Here is a 20,765-nt window from a genome sequence, read left to right on the forward strand (position 1 = left end):
ATGCCGATCAAAGCGATTCTCACCGACATCGAAGGCACCACCAGCGCGGTGAGTTTTGTGTTCGACGTGCTGTTTCCCTACGCCGCCAAACACCTGCCGGACTTCGTTCGCCAGCACACCGCGCGCGCCGATGTGGCGGAGCAACTGCACGCCGTGCGCCGGGACAATCAAGAGCCGGACGCCGATGTCGAACGTGTCATCGAGATTCTCCTGAGCTGGATCGCCGAAGACCGCAAAGCCACGCCGCTGAAGGCGTTGCAAGGCATGGTCTGGGAGCAGGGCTATCAGGCCGGGCAGTTGAAAGGTCACGTGTACCCGGACGCCGTTGAAGCGCTCAAGCGCTGGCATCAGCAGGGTTTCAAACTGTTTGTTTATTCCTCGGGTTCGATTCAGGCGCAAAAACTGATCTTCGGCTGCTCCGAGGCGGGGGATTTGTCGCCGTTGTTCAGCGGCTATTTCGACACCACGTCGGGGCCCAAGCGTGAAGCGCAGTCGTACCAGCGCATCACCCAGGCCATCGGCCTTGAAGCGGCGCAGATTCTGTTCCTGTCGGACATCGTCGAAGAGCTGGACGCGGCGCGCACGGCGGGTATGGCAACCTGCGGACTGGCGCGTGAAGGCGGGGAGTTGGCAGGGCATGTGACCGTGGGCAGCTTCGCCCGGATCAACCCTTCCGCGTACTAATTCACGACGCTAACCTGTAGGAGCGAAGCTTGCTCGCGAAGGCGGCGTATCAGGCGATATTAATGTTGACTGATACGCCGCCTTCGCGAGCAAGCTTCGCTCCTACAAGGGCTGGTGCTGTGTCAGAAACAACTCAGGCCGTGAAGCGAAAGCTTTCACGGCCTGTTTGTTTGCAGCGTTGAAACCGTTTATGCCGAGTGATACGTCGGCAGCGCAAAGCGCTGTTGGCTTTGCAGCATGGAGATCTGTGGCAGTTCGCTGGCCTGTTCGGCCAGGTCACGGCGGATCGCACTGATCACCCACGACAGCTGATCACCGGCATGCAACTGCTGGTAGGAAACCGAGCGCTTGAAGACTCTGCCTTCACTGCTGCGCAAGGTCAGCAGAATGCCACCGTCGGGACGTGGCTGGGTGGTGACTTCGAAGTTGGAGAACAGGGACGAAAATTTTTCCTGGATCAGGTTCATGTCTATCAGCTCCGTAAGCGCTTGAATTGCAAGCATGCAGAGGTAGTTGCAGTGATTGTGCCAGTACCTGATTTTTTAAAAATCGTTATAAATCAATAAGTTAATTTTCATCCAGATTTTTGCTTTCGTGCAATCTGCATGAATGGCCATCGTGCATCCTGCATTTTGCGGGGTTGATGTCGGTTCGATGGAACCATTCACATCCTCCGGGTTCGCGTTTTTCGCGGATACAAAACATTTCAAAAACCGCGTGTACAGCTCAAGAACCGTTGACGTATTTTCGGGCTCAATCACCGTCGCCCGACAATAAAAAGATCGAACGGGAGCACCCATGAGCCGCACGACGAACGACACGATTACCTGGGGCATGATGCTCCGCAAGCTGCCGTCCATTGCCAAAGCCATCCCCCGGGTGGTGAAAGGCATGAAGGCCGCCAACGTCAAGGACCCGACCCAACCGTGTGGCCTGGGCTGGAGCTTCGAACAAGCGACGTTGCGCAATCCCGCCGGCCCGGCCTTGCTTCAGGGCGCGGTGGTGCTCACGTACTCGCAAGTCAATCAATGGGCCAATCGCATTGCCCATCACTTGATTGCCCAAGGCATCGGCAAGGGCGACGTGGTCGCGGTGTTCATCGAAAACCGCCCGGAACTGTTGGTGAACATATTGGCGGTGGCCAAGGTCGGGGCGATCAGTGCCTTGCTCAACACTTCTCAAACCCGCGATACCCTGGCCCACAGCCTGAACCTGGTGGCGCCGGCAGCGATCATTGTCGGTGAGGAGCTGGTACCGGCGTTTGCGGCAGTGCGCGAACGGGTCTCGATCGACGCGGCGCGCACCTGGTTCGTCGCCGACCAGGATACGTATAGCCAACCGGGCGTTGCGCCCGACGGTTTCATCAACTTGATGACCGAGATTGCCGACAGCCCCAGCGACAACCCCGTCAGCAGTCAGCAGGTTTTTTTCGACGACCCGTGTTTCTACATCTACACCTCGGGCACCACCGGGCTGCCCAAGGCCGGGGTGTTCAAACATGGCCGCTGGATGCGCAGCTCGGCGAGCTTCGGCTTGATCGCACTGGACATGCGCCCCGAGGACATCGTCTATTGCACCTTGCCGCTGTATCACGCCACCGGGCTGTGCGTGTGCTGGGGCTCTGCCATCAGCGGCGCCTCGGGGTTTGCCATCCGCCGCAAGTTCAGCGCCAGTCAGTTCTGGAGCGACGTGCGCAATTACCGCGCGACCACCCTCGGTTACGTCGGCGAATTGTGCCGCTACCTCGTGGATCAACCGCCCAGCGCCGACGACAACAAGCACGGCGTGACGAAAATGATCGGCAACGGCCTGCGCCCCGGCGCATGGCACGAATTCAAGACGCGCTTTGGCGTGAACCACATCTGCGAGTTGTACGCGGCCAGCGACGGCAATATCGGTTTCACCAACATCCTCAACTTCGACAACACCGTCGGGTTTTCCCTGATGTCCTGGGAGCTTGCGGCCTACGACCATGACAGCGGCGCGCCGACGCGGGACGCCAACGGCTTCATGCGCAAGGTGGCCAAGGGCGAGCAGGGATTGTTGCTGGCGAAGATCGACGACAAGGCTCCGCTGGATGGCTACACCGATCCACAGAAGACTGAAAAAGTCGTGCTGCACGACGTGTTCGAGAAGGGTGACCGTTACTTCAATACCGGTGACCTGCTGCGCAACATCGGTTTTGGTCACGCGCAGTTCGTCGACCGCTTGGGGGACACTTATCGCTGGAAGGGTGAAAACGTCTCGACCACCGAGGTCGAAAACATCCTGCTGCAACACCCGAACATTTCCGAAGCCGTGGCTTATGGCGTGGAGGTCCGCAACACCAACGGGCGCGCCGGGATGGCGGCGATCACGCCCGCCGAGTCCCTGGCGACCCTGGATTTCAGCGAGCTGCTGGCCTTCGCCCGTGAGCAAATGCCAGCGTATGCGGTGCCGCTGTTCCTGCGGGTGAAAGTGAAGATGGAGACCACCGGCACCTTCAAATACCAGAAGACCCGGCTCAAGGACGAAGCCTTCGACCCTGGCAAAACCGGCGACGATCCGATCTATGCCTGGCTGCCGGGGACCGACACTTACGTGCAGGTCGACGAACAATTGCTGGCGGATATTCACGGTGGCAAGTACCGCTATTGATTGTGGCTATGGCGTGACTTGAGAAAAAACAAGTGACAGTGTCGGGGGCGCTCGGGAAACTGTCGGCTTTGCGAATAACTGTAAGTGGAGTTTCCAATGTCCGATCAAAGCCGCCAGATGACCCCCGAAGAAGCCGCCGAATTTGCCGAACAGGTTTTCAACAAGGCGCGCGAGGGTGATGCGGCGATGATGGCTGCGCTGCTGACCAAAGGCCTGCCGCCGAACCTGCGCAACCATAAGGGTGACACGTTGCTGATGCTGGCCGCTTACCACGGCCATGTGGACACGGTGAAAGTGCTGCTTGAGCACAAGGCTGATCCGGAAATCCGCAATGACAATGGCCAAAGCCCGATTGCCGGTGCGGCGTTCAAAGGGGACCTGGCGGTGGTCAAGGCGTTGGTCGAGGGTGGTGCGCTGGTGGAAGGTGCTTCGTTTGACGGTCGTACGGCGTTGATGATGGCGGCGATGTTCAACCGCGTGGAAATCGTTGATTACCTGATCAGTAAAGGGGCGGATCCGAAGGCCAAGGATGCCAATGGGGTTTCGGCGTTGGATGCTGCGAAAACGCTGGGTGCGGTGGATACCGTTGCGCAATTGGAGAAACTGCTGGGCTGATTGAGCATCTGGCCCCGGAACCCTGTAGGAGCCGGCTTGCTGGCGATGGCGGCCTGATAGTCGATCATTTTTTTTGTCGGAGTACATATCCGTTGTTGTGGTAACTGCTTCTATGGGTTTCGCCCTTACGGCGAGTCACTTTGGAAAAGCCCCAAAGTAACCAAAGGGCTCTTGCCCCTTTCGTTCGGTGGCTCGCTAAGGCTCGCCATACCCTCGCTCCGGTCCTGCTCCGTGGGCCCGCCGCGATCGGCCATCCCTGGCCGTGCGCGGCTAACCCGGCATCCATGCCGGGTTGCCCACTGCGCAGAACCTCCACTCGGCCTCTCGAGGGGGCGACTACCGCCACGGCCGCCGAGGCGGCCTGAAAGCCGACCTGGCTCTGCAGATGTCCGCGTTGTCCTTCTTTGATGCGTTCACTCATTCCCGACATGTACACCGCTCCCCTGTAGGAGCCAGCTTGCTGGCGATGGGCGTCAACGATAACGCGGGCTGTCTGAGTGAACGCGTTGTCCAAACGCTTTTCGCCAGCAAGCCGGCTCCTACAGTTGATCTTATTTATCCAGACACCTATGCATTTCCCTTGTAGGAGCTGGCTTGCCGGCGATGGACGTCAACGATAATGCGGGCTGTCTGAATAAACGCGTTGTTCGGACGTTTTTCGCCAGCAAGCCGGCTCCTACAGTTGATCTTATTTATCCAGACACCTATGCATTTCCCCTGTAGGAGCCAGCTTGTTGGCGATGGACGTCAACGATAACGCGGGCTGTCTGAATGAACGCGTCGTCCAAACGCTTTTCGCCGGCAAGCCGGCTCCTACAGTTGATCGTATTTATCCAAACACATCTGCATTTCCCTTGTAGGAGCCAGCTTGTTGGCGATGGACGTCAACGATAACGCGGGCTGTCTGAATGAACGCGTCGTCCAAACGCTTTTCGCCGGCAAGCCGGCTCCTACAGTTGATCGCATTTATCCAAATGCATCTGCATTTCCCCTGTAGGAGCCAGCTTGCTGGCGATGGGCGTCAACGATAACGCGGGCTGTCTGAATGAACGCGTTGCCCCGACGCTTTTCGCCGGCAAGCCGGCTCCTACAGGGCGCGCGTATGCCATTGATCTTCACCACTCATCAGGCCGAGCGTTAGCTCGCCTTCCGCTTTTGATCTGAGCGCCCCCTCGAGAGGCCGAGTGGAGGTTCTGCGTAGTGGGCAACCCGGCATGGATGGCGGCGGGCCCACGGAGCAGGACCGGAGCGAGGGCATGCCGAGCCTAGGCGAGGCACCGAACGAAAGGGGCAAGAGCCCTTGGTTACTTGGGGCTCTTCCAAGTGACTCGCCGTAAGGGCGAAACCAATAGAAGCCGTTACCGCAGCAACGGATATGTACTCAATTCGTTTGATCGAACAGAGTGTCAATACACCCAAACCTCAACCCGCCGATTCTTGATCCGCCCCTCATCCGCACTATTGGCCGCCACCGGCATCTCGGCGCCAAAACCGCGAATCTCGCGAAACACCACGCCGCTTTTCACCAACTCCCGCCGCACCGCCATGGCCCGCAATTTCGACAGCAGGTCAGCCCGCGCCGGATCGCTCTTGGCATCGCCAAACCCCACCAACGTCACCTGCCGGTTGGTTTTCTGGTTCTGCTGAAGGTAATCAAGCACCCGCGTCAGATCCTGTCGGGCCTTGTTGTCCAGCGTTGCGCTGCCTTCCTCGAAACGGAAATTCACGGTCAAGCGCTGTGCGTGGCGGCTGAGTGCCTGATAACCCTCGGGCATCAATGCATTGGGCGTAACGGCCATCGCCTGGACGGTCTGGGCAATAAACCCGTTGGCCGCGACGATGGCCTGGCCGTTGCTGCTTTGCGCAAACGCCACCAACGCTTCGGCCCAAGGGTTTTTGGCGTTGGGCGGCAGGTAAAAGAACAACCGCCGCGACAATGGATAGTCTTCCGTGGCGATCAGGCTGTTGAGCGGCAGCATGGCCTGGGATTGGCCATCGACGATCGCCACGGCTTTAGCCTGACGCACGTAGGGCAGGCCGATAAAACCAATGCCTTGCGGATCGAGGCTGACCGCGTCGGACAACTGCTCACTGGATTCGAAACGTTTCGCTGCGCTGTTCAGCGTTTTCCCACGACGACTGAGGACCACTTCCTTAAACGTGTCGTACGTGCCCGATTGGTCATCCCGCGCATACAGGTGAATGGCTCCGCCGCTGCCGCCCAGTTCTTCCCAGGTTTTCACTTCGCCGCTGAAGATTTGCGCCAGTTGTTCGGTGTTCAGTTGATTCAGCGGGTTTTGCGGATGAAGGATGATTGCCAGGCCGTCGATGGCGATCACCTGCTCGGCGCCGGGGCTTTTCAGGTCGCCGAGGGATTGCAGGGCCAGCAGTTCGCTGTCCTTGATCGGGCGCGAAGAGGCGGCGAGGTCCGCCGTGGCGTTTTTCAGGGCGGTAAAACCGGTGCTGGAACCGTGGGCCGCGATGTCCACCGTGACCCGGCGGCCCTGAGCGGTTTCGCCGACCACGCGCAATTCGTTGGCTTTGTCCGGGGTTTCGCTGTGGACCTTGAGCAAGCCTTGCTCGCGCATCAAGCCCTCGACCAGCGCCGGGCCCAATGCCGCGCCAATGGTGTTGGAACCCTGGATGCGCAGCACCGGTCCCTGTTTGGGCGTCGGCAAGTCAGCGGCCGACGCGGTGATGGGCAACCCGGCGCACAGCATTAACAGGAAGAAAACGCGCAGCGTCATGCCGGCACCTTTAAAGAACAAAGAAAGTGCCGGGAGATTAAGTCAGTAAGGTTTCTGAAAGATGACAGTTAACCTTGTAGGAGCGGCCGGTCGACGCTCGATTGCCAGCGATGTGGGTTTGACATTCAACATTTAAGTTGACTGACAAACCGCTATCGCGAGTAAGCTTGCTCCTACAGTTGAGCTGCGTTGAGCCGGGGGATCAGCTCAACTCAAGCCAGATCGGCGCGTGGTCCGACGGTTTTTCCATCCCGCGCAGTTCGTAATCCACGCCGGCATCCTTCACTCGCGGCAACAAACCGTGGGACGCCATGATCACGTCAATCCGCAGCCCGCGCTTCGGTTCATCCTCAAAGCCACGGCTGCGGTAGTCGAACCAGCTGAATCGGTCGGCCACGTCCGGGTTCAGGTGACGGAAGCTGTCCACCAGGCCCCAGTTCTTCAGGCGTGCCATCCACTCGCGTTCTTCCGGCAGGAAGCTGCATTTGCCGGTTTTCAGCCAGCGCTTCATGTTGTCCGGGCCGATGCCGATGTCGCAGTCTTCCGGGGAAATGTTCACATCGCCCATCACCACCAGCGGCTGTTCGTTGTTGAACTGACTTTCCAGCAGGTGCTGCAGATCGTTGTAGAAACGTTCCTTGGCCGGGAATTTGGTTGGATGGTCGCGGCTTTCACCCTGCGGGAAATAGCCGTTCATGATCGTCACCGGCACGCCATTGGCATCAGCGAAGGTGCCCCAGATGAAGCGGCGCTGGGCGTCTTCTTCATCGGTGACGAAACCCTTGTGCAGGTCCAGCGGTTCCTTGCGCGAGAGCAGGGCGACGCCGTAGTGACCCTTTTGCCCATGGAAATACACGTGATAGCCCAGCGCCTGGACCTCGGCCAGCGGGAACTGATCGTCGTGGACCTTGGTTTCCTGCAGGCCGATCACGTCCGGCTGATGCTTTTCGATCAGCGCCGCCAGCTGATGAGGACGAGCGCGCAGCCCGTTGATGTTGAAGGAGACGATCTTCATGGTCGGCAGTCCTGGCAAAAGGGCGATGCTAGCTGACCTGTGGGATTGGGGCCAGTGTGGGGTGAGGGGATTCGCGGTGTTCTGTCAGATCTTCATTGGCAGTCCCGGCCTCTTCGCGGGCAAGCCTCGCTCCTACAGGAGCGGTGCCCTACACAAAATATGTGAACCTGTAGGAGCGAGCGGTGCGACGATTCGACTTGCCCGCGAAGAGGCCAGTTCAGTCGATGAAGATCCTGACTTTGGTCTATACCTGTCTGGGGAACTGTGAAGCCACCCAAACGCTCGTACCAATAAGAGCGCAGCCACCCGAGCCGCGCCGGGGAGAATGACCGTTATGCCCGAAACCTCGACCGCCATCGCCGATATCCACATGCTCGACAGCGGCTATTCCCGCGAAGCCCGCTCCCTGTTGTACCAGGCCTACCGCCACGAGCCGACCTTCGGCTACCTCTTCGAAGCCGAACGCCCCGGTTATGAACAGCGTGTGCGCGCCACCGTGCGGGAACTGGTCAAGCAACACTTTCTTCAGGATTTGCCGGCCATCGGCCTGCTGGTCAACGACCGCTTGATCGGTATCGCGCTGATCGCGCCGCCGCAACGACGCCTGGGCATCACCGAAAGCTGGGCGTGGCGCCTGCGGATGGTGCTCAGCACCGGGTTTCGCTGCACCCGCCGCTACCTCGAATACCACGACGCGGTGATGGCCTGCGTGCCGTCCGACTCGGTGCACCTGCTGCCATTGCTGGGGGTTCATCCACAATTTCAGGGTAAGCACTTCGGCGAACAACTGTTGCAGGCGGTCCATAACTGGTGCGCGATCGATGAGCATTCCCAGGGGGTAGTGCTCGATACCGGGAATCCGCGTTATCTGGAGTTCTATAAACGTCAGGGCTACGAGGAAATCGGTGAAGTGGCGGTAGGACCGATCCGCGAGCACGTGTTTTTCCACGCCAACCCACAGGTGCTGCAAACCGCCACGGCATAAAACGGTAGAACTTTCGCGGGGCACGAGGCTCTATCACGCTCCCACGCTCGTGATAGCATCCGCGCCTATGAAGTTTCCAGGAAGAATTACCAGCGGCGTGCTGATGCTGATCACCAGCTGCGCGGCGCTGGCCCAAAGTGAATTGGATGTGCGGATCAAACCGTCCAACGATGAACTGAAGGCCAATATAGAGGGCTATATTGGCAGCCTAGGCGATCGTGACGAAGAGGCCTTGTTGCGCTTCAGTCGTGGCGCCGAAGAACAGGCGCGCAAAGCCGCCCAGGCCTTGGGTTATTACCAGCCACAGATCGACACGGACGTGAAGGGCGGCAAGACACCGCGCCTGATCATGAACATCGATCCCGGCGAGCCTGTGCATTTGCGCAATGTAACTATTCGCATCGATGGCCCTGCGGCCTCCCTCAAAACCTTTCGTGTGCCCAAAAGCAATGCGCTGAAAACCGGCGCGGTGCTCAATCATGGCCGCTACGAAGACGCCAAGCGGCTGATCCAGAACCAGGCCTCGCGTTACGGTTTCTTCAGTGGTTATTTCACCCGGCAGAAACTGGCGGTCGACCCGCGAGCCGGCGTTGCCGACATCGAACTGATCTACGAAAGCGGCCCGCGTTACACCTTGGGTAAAGTCAGTTTCGAAGGCGATACGCCGTTCGACGAAGAGTTGCTGCAACGCATGGTGCCGTTCAAGGCGGGTGAGCCCTATGACTCCGAACTGATCGCCGAACTGAATCAGAATCTGCAGGCAAGCGGGTACTTCGAAGGCGTGCGCGTCGACGCCGCGCCGACGGCGTCCAAGAACGATGTGATCCCGGTGGATGTCAAGCTCGACACCCGCAAGCCACGGACCATGGGCCTCGGCCTGGGCTATTCCACAGACGTCGGCCCACGGGTCAAGGCCAACTGGACCCGGCACTGGGTCAACCCTCAAGGCCACAGCTATGGCTGGGAAACCGAAGTCTCGGCGCCACGGCAAAACGTCGGGCTGTTCTATGACATTCCGCTGGACCCGCCGCTGACCGACAAACTGCGTTTCGCCGGTGGTTATCAGAGCGAAGAAATCGCCGACAAGGACAGCCTGAGCAAACTGCTGACCCTGGGCCCCGAATGGCACAGCAAGTTGCCCAGCGGCTGGCAGCGGGTGGTGTCGCTGAAATGGCAGCGCGAAGAATATCGACTCGGCGATGACTCGGGGCTGAGCAATCTGCTGATGCCCGGCGTCAGCTATTCCTACCTGAAAAGCGACAACCGCATCGACCCGCACAACGGCTATCGACTGCAGTTCGAAACCAAAGTGGCCAAGGAAGGCTTGGGTTCCGACAACAACCTGCTTTACGGCACCGCGCTGGTCAAAGGCCTGACCACAGTCTTTGATAAACACCGTTTCCTCGGTCGTGTGCAGGTGGGTGGCAGTGCCACCAATGGCTACAAATCGGTGCCGCCGTCGCTGCGCTTCTTCGCCGGTGGCGATCAGAGCGTGCGCGGTTACGACTACCAGAGCCTGTCCCCGGAAAACTCCGACGGCGACCGCATCGGTGGCCGCTACATGATTGCCGGCAGCGTCGAGTATCAATATTCCATCGCCGAAAAATGGCGGGTCGCAACGTTCGTCGACCAGGGCAACTCCTTCAACAAACTCGAACTGCCCGACCTCAAGACCGGCGTCGGTATCGGCGTGCGCTGGGTGTCACCGGTGGGGCCGATTCGCCTCGACCTGGCCCATGCGATGGACGACGACGGCGGCATACGACTGCACTTTTCCATGGGGCCTGAGCTGTGAAGCGTGGTTTGAAAGTAACGCTGCTGACGATTCTGGCGCTGCTGATGCTGGTGCTGCTGGCCGTGACCACGGTGCTGGGCACCGCGACGGGCAGCCGCTGGGCGCTCGGCTTTGTGCCGGGTTTGGTGGTCGAGAATTTCCAGGGCCGTCTGGGCGGCCAGTGGAGCGCCGATCATCTGGTCTGGCAGCAGGACACCAGCCGGGTTGAGCTGAGCAAGGTGATTTTCGCCTGGTCGCCGTTATGCCTGACGCGCATGACCCTGTGTATCGAGCAACTGAAAACCGATCAGGTCAGCCTGCAATTTCCACCGGGTCCTGAAGAGCAGAGCAGCGGACCGATCACCTTGCCGGATCTGAAATTGCCACTGGCTATCGAGCTGGGCGACGTGCAGGTCGGCAGCTTGCTGTTCAACGGCAGCGAAGAACTCAAAGGCCTGCAACTGGCGGCGCACTGGACCGAGCAGGGGATGCAGATCGACTCCGTGCAATTGCAACGAGACGACCTCAGCCTGAACCTGTCCGGCCTCCTGCAACCCAGCGGCAACTGGCCGCTCAAGGCTGAAGGCAAACTGACCCTGCCGGCGCCCGAGCCCTGGGCGCTGACGCTGAAAATCAACGGCGACCTGCTGAAAACCCTGAAGCTCACCGCCGACAGCAGCGGTTACCTGAACGGCCAACTGACCGGCGAGTTGCAGCCGCTGGTGGATAACCTGCCGGCCAAGGTGCGGATCGTTGCCGATGGCTTCAAACCCAGTGCGGACCTGCCGGACACCCTGCAACTCAATCAGCTTGAACTGACCGGCGACGGCGACCTGAAAAACGGCTACCAGTTGCGCGGCAACGCCACGCTGCCCGCTGAGCAAGGCCCGGTTGCACTGATGCTGCAAGGCAAAGTCGACGCCAACGGCGCGCAGATCGCCGCGCTGGACCTGACCGCCAACGACAAGCAAAGTCTCAAACTCACTGGCGTTCTGGACTGGACTAAAGGCCTGAACGCCACCGCGAAAATCGACTGGCTGGATTTCCCCTGGCACCGGCTCTATCCGCTGATCGACGAACCTGAAGTGGCGTTGCGCAGCTTCAACGGCGAAGTCTCCTACACCGACGGCAAATACCTCGGCAACTTCAAGGCTGCGCTGGATGGCCCGGCCGGGGCGTTCAGCCTGAGTAGCCCGTTCGCCGGCGACCTGACGAAAATCTACCTGCAACAAATCCAGCTCGAAGCCGGGCAGGGCAAGGCCGAAGGCCACCTGAACCTGCAATTTGCCGATGGCATTGCCTGGGACACCGCGCTGGACCTGTCGGCGATCAACCCGGCGTATTGGGTCGCGGAATTGCCGGGCACCCTGGCGGGACCGTTGCGCAGCAAAGGCGAGATGAAGAATGAAAAACTCAGCCTGAACGCGGACCTCGATCTGAAGGGCAAACTGCGTGGCCAGCCGGCCATCCTGCAAGCCAAGGCCGATGGCAGTGGCGAGCAATGGAACCTCAGCGCGCTGCAAATCCGCCTCGGTGACAACAGCATCACCGGCAAGGGCAGCCTGCAACAGAAACTCGCCGGCCAGATCGACATCAAGCTGTCGCGCCTGGCGCAGCTGTGGCCGCAACTGCGCGGCCAGCTCAATGGTCGCGTCGATGTCGCCGGCACGCTCAAGGCGCCGCAAGGCAAGCTCGGGCTGCAAGGCACGCAACTGGCGTTCGAAGACAATCGCCTGCAAAGCCTGAACCTCGACGCGACCCTCGACAGTGCGCAACGGGCGAAAATCGATTTCAAGGGCTCGGGCATTCAGGCCGGCGACACGTCGCTGGGCACGCTGACGGCCAGCGGTCAGGGCGATATCAAAAACCAGAAACTGACGCTCGACCTGCAAGGCCCGCAATTGAAACTGGCCCTGGGCCTCGACGGCAATCTGGACAAAGGCAACTGGCGTGGACGTTTGGCCAGCGGTGACATTCAGGCCGGTGGCCAGGACTGGAAGCTGCAAAACCCGGCGAAACTCGAACGGCTGGCGGACGGCAAAATCAACTTCGGTGCCCATTGCTGGATGTCCGGCCCGGCCAGTCTGTGCGGTGAAGACCAGCGCCTGATGCCGGAACCGAAGTTGCGTTATCACCTCAAGCAATTCCCGATTGAAAGCCTTGCGCAATGGCTGCCGAAGGATTTCGCCTGGAAGGGCCGGCTCAACGCCGATCTGCAACTGGATCTGCCGGCCAGCGGCCCGAACGGCCAGATCAGCCTCGATGCCAGCGGCGGCACCCTGCGCATCAAGGAAAAGGATCAGTGGCTGGACTTCCCCTACCAGACCCTGAAACTCACCAGCAAACTCACGCCCAAGCGCATCGACACCGACCTCAATTTCGTCGGCGGCAAGCTCGGCGAATTGAGTGTGCAGGCGCAGATCAATCCATTGCCGAAGAACAAGCCGCTGACCGGCGCGTTCCGCCTCAATGGCCTCGACCTGTCCGTGGCGCGACCGTTTGTGCCGATGGTCGAGAAGCTCACCGGACGCCTGAATGGCAGCGGCACGATTTCCGGTGGTCTGCTGGCGCCTTTGGTCAACGGCAATCTGTTGCTCAGCGACGGCGAGATTTCCGGTCCTGAATTGCCGATGGACCTTGAAGCGTTGCAGCTTCAAGCGCTGATCGCCGGCGAAACCGTGCAGTTGAACGGTGGCTGGAAAAGCGGCAAGAGCGGGCAGGGAAGCTTGACCGGCAGCATCGCCTGGGGGCAGGCGCTGGTGGTGGACCTGGCGCTCAAAGGCACGCAATTGCCGGTCACTGTCGAACCGTACGCCAAGCTCGAAGTGGCGCCGGACTTGAAGATTTCGATGAAGGGCGACGAACTGGCCATCGCTGGCAAAGTGCTGGTGCCGAAAGGCGAAATCACCGTGCGCGAGTTGCCGCCGTCGACGGTCAAGGTCTCTGATGACACGGTAATCATTGGCGCGCAGACCGAAGAGGGCAAACCGCCGCTGGCGATGAAAATGGACATCGACGTGGCGGTCGGCGAAGACAAACTCAGCTTCGCCGGGTTTGGCCTGACCGCCAACCTGCAAGGGCACGTGCACATCGGTGACAACATGGACACCCGCGGCGAGCTGTGGCTCAACGACGGGCGTTATCGGGCCTACGGCCAGCGGCTGACAGTGCGCCGGGCGCGCTTGCTGTTTGCCGGCCCGATCGATCAGCCGTACCTGGACATCGAGGCGATTCGCCAGACCGACGACGTCATCGCCGGTATTCGCCTGAGCGGCAGCGCCGAGCAGCCGGCCACGCAGATCTTCTCCGAACCGGCGATGAGCCAGGAACAGGCCTTGTCCTATCTGGTGCTCGGGCGTCCGCTGAGCACCACCGGTGAAGACAACAACATGCTGGCGCAGGCCGCGCTGGGGTTGGGCCTGATGGGCAGTGCCGGGGTGACCGGCAAACTGGCCAGCGATCTGGGGATTCAGGATTTCCAGCTCGATACCGAGGGCAGCGGCAATACGACGAGTGTGGTCGCCAGCGGCAATATCTCCGAGAAGCTCAGCCTGCGATATGGCGTTGGCGTGTTTGAGCCGGCCAACACCATTGCCTTGCGCTACAAGCTGAGCAAGAAGGTGTACCTCGAAGCGGCGGGTGGCGTGGCCAGTTCGCTGGATATCTTTTACAAGCGGGATTTCTAGACCCCGTCCTCTCCAAACCGAGTTGCTGCCATCGCGAGCAGGCTCGCTCCCACAGTGGATTTGTGTACACCGCAGAACCAATGTGGGAGCGAGCCTGCTCGCGATGGCGTCAGCGTGTTCACCACAAAAATCCGCACCATTTATCCATCAAATACAAAGCAACCTAACTATTGCGTTGACATTGGCTGCCTAGGCAGTAACATCTCGACATACATTCTCTGCCTAGGCAGCTAATTGGTGGTCAGATGAAACATTTCACCCCGGACGAATTCAAGAACTGCCATCTCGGTCTCCTGCTCGGGCGCGCCGCGCTGCTCAAGGACCGGATCATCGACACGCACATGGAACCCCACGGCATCACCGCCGCGCAGTTCAAAGTGCTGATCATCATGGCCCAGTTCGGCGTCGATACCCCGGCCGAGCTGTGCCGGCACCTGTCACTCGACAGTGGCTCGATGACCCGCATGCTCGATCGTCTGGAGCAGAAAGGTTTCCTCGCCCGCCAACGCTCCGAAGCGGACCGCCGTCAGGTGCAGCTTGTGTTGACTGAGCAAGGCCAGCAGTTGGCTGACCGCTTGCCGGTGATCGGCGCCGACGCGATGAACGAACTGGCCGGCGCGATCACTCCGGATGAGCTGAAAACCCTGGAACAGATCCTGAAGAAAATTTTGGTGGCAGCCGGTGACTCGATCACGCTGCTGCGGGTAGGTGACAAATGAGCAGCAAAACCCTGCGTGCCGGCCTGAGCCTGGTGCTCGCGGCCATGACCCTGGCCGGATGCGCCAGCTACAGTGGCCTGACCACCGAAGGCAAAAGCCTCGATGCGAAAGACCTCAAGGCCGGGCAATCCCTCAGCGGCGTGACCCTGTCGCCTGCGGCCTGGCCGAAAAGCGACTGGTGGAAAAGCCTCGGCGACCCGCAGCTCGACGGCCTGATTCGCGAAGCCCTGCACGACAGCCCCGACATGCAGATCGCCGACGCCCGCGCCCATCAGGCCAGCGCCGCCGCGTATGCCGCCGACGCTGCGCGGATGCCGACCCTCGATGCCAGCGCCGGCGTCAGCCGTTCGCGTCTGGCCCGGGATCAAGACCCGAGGGGCGAGGGCGATGCCTACTCCACCGTGCGTAACATCGGTGCCAGCTTCAACTACAACTTCGACCTCTGGGGCGGTCAGCGCGACGCCTGGGAAGCTGCGTTGGGCCAAGCCCGCGCTGCTGAAGTCGATCAACAGGCCGCGCAACTGACGTTGTCTGCCGACGTCGCCCGCGCCTACAGCGATCTGGGGCAGGCACACATCGTTTATGACCTGGCCAACGAAGACCTCAAGCGCACCAAGCAGATGCTCGACCTGAGCCAGCGTCGCCTGAGCTCAGGGATCGACAGCCAGTACCAGTTCCAGCAAACCGAAAGCTTGGAAGCCACGTCTGAAGCCAGCCTGATCGACGCCGAGAAACGCCTGCAAAGCGCGAGAATCGCCTTGGCGGTCTTGCTTGGCAAAGGCCCGGATCGCGGCAACGAAATCGCCCGGCCGAAGATTCTTCAGGCCAGCGCCGTCGCATTGCCGTCGGTCCTGCCCGCCGAGTTGCTCGGTCGTCGTCCCGATCTGGTGGCCGCACGCTGGCGGGTCGAGGCGGCGAGCAAGAACATCGACGCCGGCAAGACCCGGTTCTATCCCAACCTGAACCTCAGCGCGGCGGCCGGTGCCGAATCGTTGCTGGGCGACGCGATGTTCGGTTCGGCGAGTCGTTTCTTCAACATCGCACCGACCATTTCCCTGCCGATTTTCGACGGCGGCCGCCTGCGCGCCGACCTCGATGCCCGCGACGCCGATTACGACCTCGCCGTTGCGCAGTACAACAAAAGCCTGGTGAAAGCCCTCGGTGATGTCAGTGACACCATCAACCAGTTGCGTGACATCGGCCGGCAGATCGGCGCTCAGCAGCACGCCACCGACATTGCCCAGGATTCTTACAACACCGTGGTCCAGCGGTACGGTTCCGGCATCGGCAACTACCTGGACGTGCTCAGCATCGAGCAGCAATTGCTCCAGGCCCAGCGTCAGCTGGCCAACCTGAATGCCGAGCAGATTGACCTGTCGATCCAACTGATGCAGGCGCTGGGCGGCGGTTTTCAGGGCGAAACCCTGGCCGCGGCCAACGCAACTCCAGCCACGCAGCACAACTAATTCAAGGTAATGGTCATGGCCACTGCACAAAACACACAAACCTCCGGCAACCCGCAGGACACCAGCAATCCGCGCAAACGCAAAGTCATGCTGGTGCTCCTGGCCATCGTGGTGATCCTCGCCGGTGTCGGCGTCTGGGGTTATCACGAATTCTACGGGCGCTGGAACGAAAGCACCGACGACGCCTATGTGAACGGCAACGTGGTGGAAATCACTCCGCTGGTCACCGGCACCGTCGTGAGCATCGGCGCTGATGACGGCGACCTGGTCCATGAAGGCCAGGTGCTGGTGAATTTCGACCCGAACGACGCCGAAGTCGGTCTGCAAAGTGCTCAGGCCAACCTGGCGCGCACCGTGCGTCAGGTACGCGGCTTGTACAGCAACGTCGACGGCATGAAAGCCCAGGTCAACGCCCAGCAGGCGGAAGTGCAGAAGGCTCAGGACAACTTCAATCGCCGGAAAAATCTCGCGGCGGGCGGGGCGATTTCCCAGGAAGAACTGTCCCACGCTCGCGATGACCTGATCTCGGCGCAAAACGCCCTGGCCAACGCCAAACAGCAACTGAAAACCACCAGCGCCCTGGTGGATGACACCGTGGTGTCGTCGCACCCGGACGTGATGTCGGCCGCCGCGCAACTGCGCCAGGCGTACCTGAACCATTCCCGCAGCACTCTGATTGCACCGGTGACCGGTTACGTCGCCAAGCGCTCGGTACAACTCGGTCAACGGGTCCAGCCGGGCACCGCGCTGATGGCGGTGATCCCGCTGGATCAGTTGTGGATCGACGCCAACTTCAAGGAAACCCAGTTGCGCGACATGCGCATTGGCCAACCGGTGGATATCCAGGCAGACCTGTACGGCAGCGACGTGAAATTCAGCGGCACCATCGACAGCCTCGGCGCTGGCACCGGCAGCGCGTTTGCCCTGCTGCCGGCGCAGAACGCCACCGGTAACTGGATCAAGATCGTCCAGCGTGTACCGGTGCGGATTCATATCAACGCCGAAGAACTGGCCAAGCACCCGTTGCGCGTGGGTCTGTCGACTCAGGTTGACGTGAACCTGCGCGACCAGAGCGGCCCGGTGCTGGCGCAACAGCCGCCGCAAAAGGCTTCGTTCAGCACCAGCGTCTACGACCGTCAGTTGGCCGAGGCCGACGCGATGATCACGCAATTGATCCACGACAACAGCGCAGCGGTCAGCAAAACCGCGCAACGCTGACACCGACCCTGTGGGAGCGGGCTTGCTCGCGATGGCGGATTAACATTCAACATCATTGTTGAATGAGCCACCGCTATCGCGAGCAGGCTCGCTCCTACAAGGTCAGCTGCGCCTTTAATGGGCGCAGCGCCCATCAGGTTTCAAAGGATTCGCGATGAGCAATAACGCGTCTTTCACCCCGCCCAGCCTGCTGCTCAGCACCATCGGCCTGTCGCTGGCGACCTTCATGCAAGTGCTCGACACCACCATCGCCAACGTGGCGTTGCCGACGATTTCCGGCAACCTGGGCGTGAGTTCGGAGCAGGGCACTTGGGTGATCACCTCGTTTGCGGTGAGCAATGCGATTGCGCTGCCGCTGACTGGCTGGCTCAGTCGGCGCTTTGGCGAAGTGAAACTGTTTCTGTGGGCGACGATCCTGTTTGTGCTGGCTTCGTTTCTCTGCGGTATCTCCACTTCGATGCCGGAGCTGATTGGCTTTCGGGTGTTGCAAGGTCTGGTGGCCGGGCCGTTGTACCCGATGACCCAGACGCTGCTGATCGCGGTCTATCCCCCCGCCAGGCGCGGCATGGCCCTGGCGTTGCTGGCGATGGTCACGGTGGTGGCGCCGATTGCCGGGCCGATTCTGGGCGGCTGGATTACCGACAGTTATAGCTGGCCGTGGATCTTCTTCATCAACGTGCCAATCGGGGTTTTCGCGGTGATGGTGGTGCGTTCGCAGCTCAAGGCGCGGCCGGTGGTGACCAGTTATCAGCCAATGGATTACGTCGGTCTGATCACGTTGATCATCGGTGTCGGCGCGTTGCAGGTGATCCTCGACAAGGGCAACGACCTCGACTGGTTCGAATCGAATTTCATCCTCATCGGCGCGGCCATTTCCGCGATTGCGCTGGCGGTGTTCGTGATCTGGGAAATGACCGACAAACACCCGGTGGTCAACCTGCGCTTGTTCGCGTATCGCAACTTCCGCATCGGTACGATTGTGCTGGTGTTGGGTTACGCCGGGTTCTTCGGCATCAACCTGATCCTGCCGCAATGGCTGCAAACGCAGATGGGCTACACGGCAACGTGGGCCGGGCTGGCGGTGGCGCCGATCGGGATTCTGCCGGTGATCCTCTCGCCGTTTGTCGGCAAGTACGCGCACAAGTTCGACCTGCGGTTATTGGCGGGTCTGGCGTTCCTGGCGATTGGCCTCAGCTGCTTCATGCGCGCCGGGTTCACCAACGAAGTGGACTTCCAGCACATCGCCCTGGTGCAGTTGTTCATGGGCATTGGCGTGGCGCTGTTCTTCATGCCGACCCTGAGCATTCTGATGTCGGACCTGCCACCGAGCCAGATCGCCGATGGCGCGGGCCTTGCGACGTTCCTGCGGACCCTGGGCGGCAGTTTTGCGGCGTCGTTGACCACGTGGATCTGGATTCGCCGGGCGGATCAGCATCACGCGTACATGAGCGAGAGCATCAGCACCTACGAACCGGCGACCCGCGAGGCCCTGAATGCGCTGGGCGGCGCGAACAACCCGGCGTATGCGCAGCTCGATCATGTGCTGACCAGTCAGGCGTACATGCTCTCCACCGTGGATTACTTCACGCTGCTGGGGTGGGCGTTCATGGGGTTGATCGTGCTGGTGTGGCTGGCGAAACCGCCGTTTGCCGCTAAAGCAGGCCCTGCTGCCTCCGGCCATTAAGCCAAACGCAATCCTGTAGGAGCCGGCTTGCTGGCGATAGCGGTTTTTCAGTCAATAAAGTTGTTGAATGATGAACCGCTATCGCCAGCAAGCCGGCTCCTACAGGGTTTTGTGTTGGGCAGTTAGATTGTGGGGGCTGCGAGTTGTGGCGGCGGGGTGAAGTCGAACGGCGCCAACGCAAACCCGCTCTCATCCACCTGCAACGCCCACCCTTGGCGATCCCAATCCCCCAGCACAATGCGCTTGGCCGCTTGCTCTCCAATCTGCAACTTGTGGATGGCCGGGCGATGGGTGTGCCCGTGGATCAAGGTTTTCACGCCATAGGCCTGCATCACCCGTGGCACTTCGTCCGGCGTGACATCGACAATGTCATTGGCCTTCATCCGCGTCTGCGCACGGCTTTCGCTGCGCAGTTTGCGCGCCAGTTTATGGCGGGTGCGCAACGGCAAGTGGCGCAGGATGAACAGGGTGATCGGGTTGCGCAGGTAACGACGCAGCTTCATGTAAGCCTCGTCGCGGGTGCAGAGGCTGTCGCCGTGCATCAAGAGCACCGGCTCGCCGTTGAATTGCACGACACTCGGGTCCTTCAACAGCGTACAACCGGCCTGTTTGCAAAAGGCCTGGCCGAGCATGAAGTCACGATTGCCATGCATCAGAAAAATCGCCGTGCCGCTGTCGCTGAGGTCGCGCAGGGCCTGGCAGATGGAACGCTGGAAGGGCGTCATGGCATCGTCGCCAATCCACGCTTCGAAAAAGTCGCCGAGGATGTACAACGCACTCGCCGAGCGGGCGCGTCCGGCGAGCAAATCCAGAAACGCCCGGGTGATGTCCGGGCGCTCCTCTTCCAGATGCAAGTCTGAAATCAGCAATATCACTCAATGATCTCGGCTTTCTCGATGATCACGTCGTCTGCTGGTACGTCCTGGTGGCCGGCCTTGGAGGTGGTGGACACGCCTTTGATCTTGTCGACAACGTCGGTACCGGCGGTCACTTTGCCGAACACTGCGTAGCCCCAGCCCTGAACGTTCTTGCCGCTGTGGTTCAGGAAGCTGTTGTCAGCGACGTTGATGAAGAACTGGGCGGAAGCCGAATGTGGCTCCATGGTGCGGGCCATGGCGACGGTGTATTTGTCGTTGGAAAGACCGTTGTCGGCTTCGTTCTGGATGCTTGGGCGCTTGTCTTTCTTTTCTTTCATGCCTGGCTCGAAACCGCCGCCCTGGATCATGAAGTTACCGATGACGCGGTGGAAAACAGTGTTTTCGTAGTGACCGGCTTTAACGTACTCGATGAAGTTGGCCACGGTGATCGGGGCTTTCTCAGCGTTCAGTTCCAGGACGATGTCGCCGTGGTTGGTGGTCAGTTTGACTTGGGTCATGATCGGTACTCTTTCTGGGAATTCGTGGGTTTCAGGGCTGTCGAGCCCTCAACCGGTCCGGCCGATGTCGGCCAAGGTGCGCAGTTTAGCGCGACAGACGCCAATTTCGAGGCTGTTTTTCATTTGCATCCGATTAAATGCAGCCGTTTTCGGGCCTGTA

Annotated in this window: 15 protein-coding genes; 10 read left to right on the top strand and 5 right to left on the bottom strand. The window is 60.4% G+C overall.

The features are described 5' to 3' along the window. On the top strand, window positions 1-684 hold the full coding sequence (mtnC, locus tag IB254_RS20280) for an acireductone synthase (RefSeq protein WP_192419070.1): 684 nt from the start codon (window positions 1-3) through the stop codon (window positions 682-684). 188 nt (window positions 685-872) lie between these two features. Here mtnC and IB254_RS20285 read toward each other — a convergent pair whose 3' ends face one another. Continuing rightward, complete coding sequence (locus IB254_RS20285; protein WP_008031503.1) at window positions 873-1,151, bottom strand: DUF3509 domain-containing protein; 279 nt, start codon at window positions 1,149-1,151, stop codon at window positions 873-875. A 331-nt stretch (window positions 1,152-1,482) separates the two neighbouring features. Between IB254_RS20285 and IB254_RS20290 the strand changes: the two genes are divergently transcribed. Continuing rightward, entirely contained in the window at window positions 1,483-3,321 is a 1,839-nt protein-coding gene (locus tag IB254_RS20290; RefSeq protein WP_192419072.1) for a long-chain-acyl-CoA synthetase, read from the top strand. Window positions 3,322-3,417: 96 nt separating this feature from the next. Then, window positions 3,418-3,936: an ankyrin repeat domain-containing protein gene (locus IB254_RS20295; protein ID WP_008031507.1), complete on the top strand. Its 519-nt coding sequence runs from the start codon at window positions 3,418-3,420 to the stop codon at window positions 3,934-3,936. Between the two features lie 1,406 nt (window positions 3,937-5,342). Here IB254_RS20295 and IB254_RS20300 read toward each other — a convergent pair. After that, the gene (locus IB254_RS20300) at window positions 5,343-6,683 is read right to left on the bottom strand and encodes a substrate-binding domain-containing protein (RefSeq protein WP_192419074.1); all 1,341 of its coding nucleotides are present in this window, start codon (window positions 6,681-6,683) and stop codon (window positions 5,343-5,345) included. A 202-nt stretch (window positions 6,684-6,885) separates the two neighbouring features. Further along, on the bottom strand, window positions 6,886-7,698 hold the full coding sequence (gene xthA, locus IB254_RS20305; RefSeq protein WP_192419076.1) for an exodeoxyribonuclease III: 813 nt from the start codon (window positions 7,696-7,698) through the stop codon (window positions 6,886-6,888). Between the two features lie 334 nt (window positions 7,699-8,032). Here xthA and IB254_RS20310 point away from each other — a divergent pair, with 334 nt between their 5' ends. From IB254_RS20310 to IB254_RS20340, 7 genes are all read left to right on the top strand, one after another. Next, entirely contained in the window at window positions 8,033-8,683 is a 651-nt protein-coding gene (locus IB254_RS20310) for a GNAT family N-acetyltransferase (RefSeq protein WP_192419078.1), read from the top strand. A 67-nt stretch (window positions 8,684-8,750) separates the two neighbouring features. Beyond that, window positions 8,751-10,478: an autotransporter assembly complex protein TamA gene (locus tag IB254_RS20315; RefSeq protein ID WP_192419079.1), complete on the top strand. Its 1,728-nt coding sequence runs from the start codon at window positions 8,751-8,753 to the stop codon at window positions 10,476-10,478. Further along, entirely contained in the window at window positions 10,475-14,143 is a 3,669-nt protein-coding gene (locus IB254_RS20320) for a translocation/assembly module TamB domain-containing protein (protein ID WP_192419080.1), read from the top strand. Before IB254_RS20315 ends, IB254_RS20320 begins: the two co-directional genes overlap by 4 nt. Window positions 14,144-14,388: 245 nt before the next feature. Further along, on the top strand, window positions 14,389-14,862 hold the full coding sequence (locus IB254_RS20325; protein ID WP_192419081.1) for a MarR family winged helix-turn-helix transcriptional regulator: 474 nt from the start codon (window positions 14,389-14,391) through the stop codon (window positions 14,860-14,862). Continuing rightward, window positions 14,859-16,328 (top strand): efflux transporter outer membrane subunit, encoded by a 1,470-nt coding sequence (locus IB254_RS20330; protein WP_192419082.1) that lies wholly within the window; start codon window positions 14,859-14,861, stop codon window positions 16,326-16,328. The genes IB254_RS20325 and IB254_RS20330 overlap by 4 nt, the downstream gene beginning before the upstream one ends. A gap of 15 nt (window positions 16,329-16,343) precedes the next feature. After that, entirely contained in the window at window positions 16,344-17,546 is a 1,203-nt protein-coding gene (locus IB254_RS20335) for an efflux RND transporter periplasmic adaptor subunit (protein ID WP_192419083.1), read from the top strand. 154 nt (window positions 17,547-17,700) lie between these two features. Continuing rightward, window positions 17,701-19,230, top strand: coding sequence for a DHA2 family efflux MFS transporter permease subunit (locus IB254_RS20340; protein WP_008032779.1), 1,530 nt, complete (start codon window positions 17,701-17,703; stop codon window positions 19,228-19,230). 122 nt (window positions 19,231-19,352) lie between these two features. Here the strand turns inward: IB254_RS20340 and lpxH are convergent, their stop codons facing one another. Both lpxH and IB254_RS20350 read right to left on the bottom strand, forming a co-directional pair. Beyond that, on the bottom strand, window positions 19,353-20,105 hold the full coding sequence (lpxH, locus tag IB254_RS20345; RefSeq protein WP_192419085.1) for a UDP-2,3-diacylglucosamine diphosphatase: 753 nt from the start codon (window positions 20,103-20,105) through the stop codon (window positions 19,353-19,355). Further along, window positions 20,102-20,605, bottom strand: coding sequence for a peptidylprolyl isomerase (locus IB254_RS20350; protein WP_008032775.1), 504 nt, complete (start codon window positions 20,603-20,605; stop codon window positions 20,102-20,104). Before IB254_RS20350 ends, lpxH begins: the two co-directional genes overlap by 4 nt. Window positions 20,606-20,765 lie beyond the last annotated feature (160 nt).

Origin of the sequence: Pseudomonas sp. PDM03 (genome assembly GCF_014852385.1) — a bacterium.
In the GTDB taxonomy this organism is placed as follows: domain Bacteria; phylum Pseudomonadota; class Gammaproteobacteria; order Pseudomonadales; family Pseudomonadaceae; genus Aquipseudomonas; species Aquipseudomonas migulae.

Coding starts and splice junctions, on each gene's coding strand:
- mtnC (WP_192419070.1), top strand. CDS start 1: ATGCCGATCAAAGCGATTCTCACCGACATCGAAGGCACCACCAGCGCG.
- IB254_RS20285 (WP_008031503.1), bottom strand. CDS start 1,151: ATGAACCTGATCCAGGAAAAATTTTCGTCCCTGTTCTCCAACTTCGAA.
- IB254_RS20290 (WP_192419072.1), top strand. CDS start 1,483: ATGAGCCGCACGACGAACGACACGATTACCTGGGGCATGATGCTCCGC.
- IB254_RS20295 (WP_008031507.1), top strand. CDS start 3,418: ATGTCCGATCAAAGCCGCCAGATGACCCCCGAAGAAGCCGCCGAATTT.
- IB254_RS20300 (WP_192419074.1), bottom strand. CDS start 6,683: ATGACGCTGCGCGTTTTCTTCCTGTTAATGCTGTGCGCCGGGTTGCCC.
- xthA (WP_192419076.1), bottom strand. CDS start 7,698: ATGAAGATCGTCTCCTTCAACATCAACGGGCTGCGCGCTCGTCCTCAT.
- IB254_RS20310 (WP_192419078.1), top strand. CDS start 8,033: ATGCCCGAAACCTCGACCGCCATCGCCGATATCCACATGCTCGACAGC.
- IB254_RS20315 (WP_192419079.1), top strand. CDS start 8,751: ATGAAGTTTCCAGGAAGAATTACCAGCGGCGTGCTGATGCTGATCACC.
- IB254_RS20325 (WP_192419081.1), top strand. CDS start 14,389: ATGAAACATTTCACCCCGGACGAATTCAAGAACTGCCATCTCGGTCTC.
- IB254_RS20330 (WP_192419082.1), top strand. CDS start 14,859: ATGAGCAGCAAAACCCTGCGTGCCGGCCTGAGCCTGGTGCTCGCGGCC.
- IB254_RS20335 (WP_192419083.1), top strand. CDS start 16,344: ATGGCCACTGCACAAAACACACAAACCTCCGGCAACCCGCAGGACACC.
- IB254_RS20340 (WP_008032779.1), top strand. CDS start 17,701: ATGAGCAATAACGCGTCTTTCACCCCGCCCAGCCTGCTGCTCAGCACC.
- IB254_RS20350 (WP_008032775.1), bottom strand. CDS start 20,605: ATGACCCAAGTCAAACTGACCACCAACCACGGCGACATCGTCCTGGAA.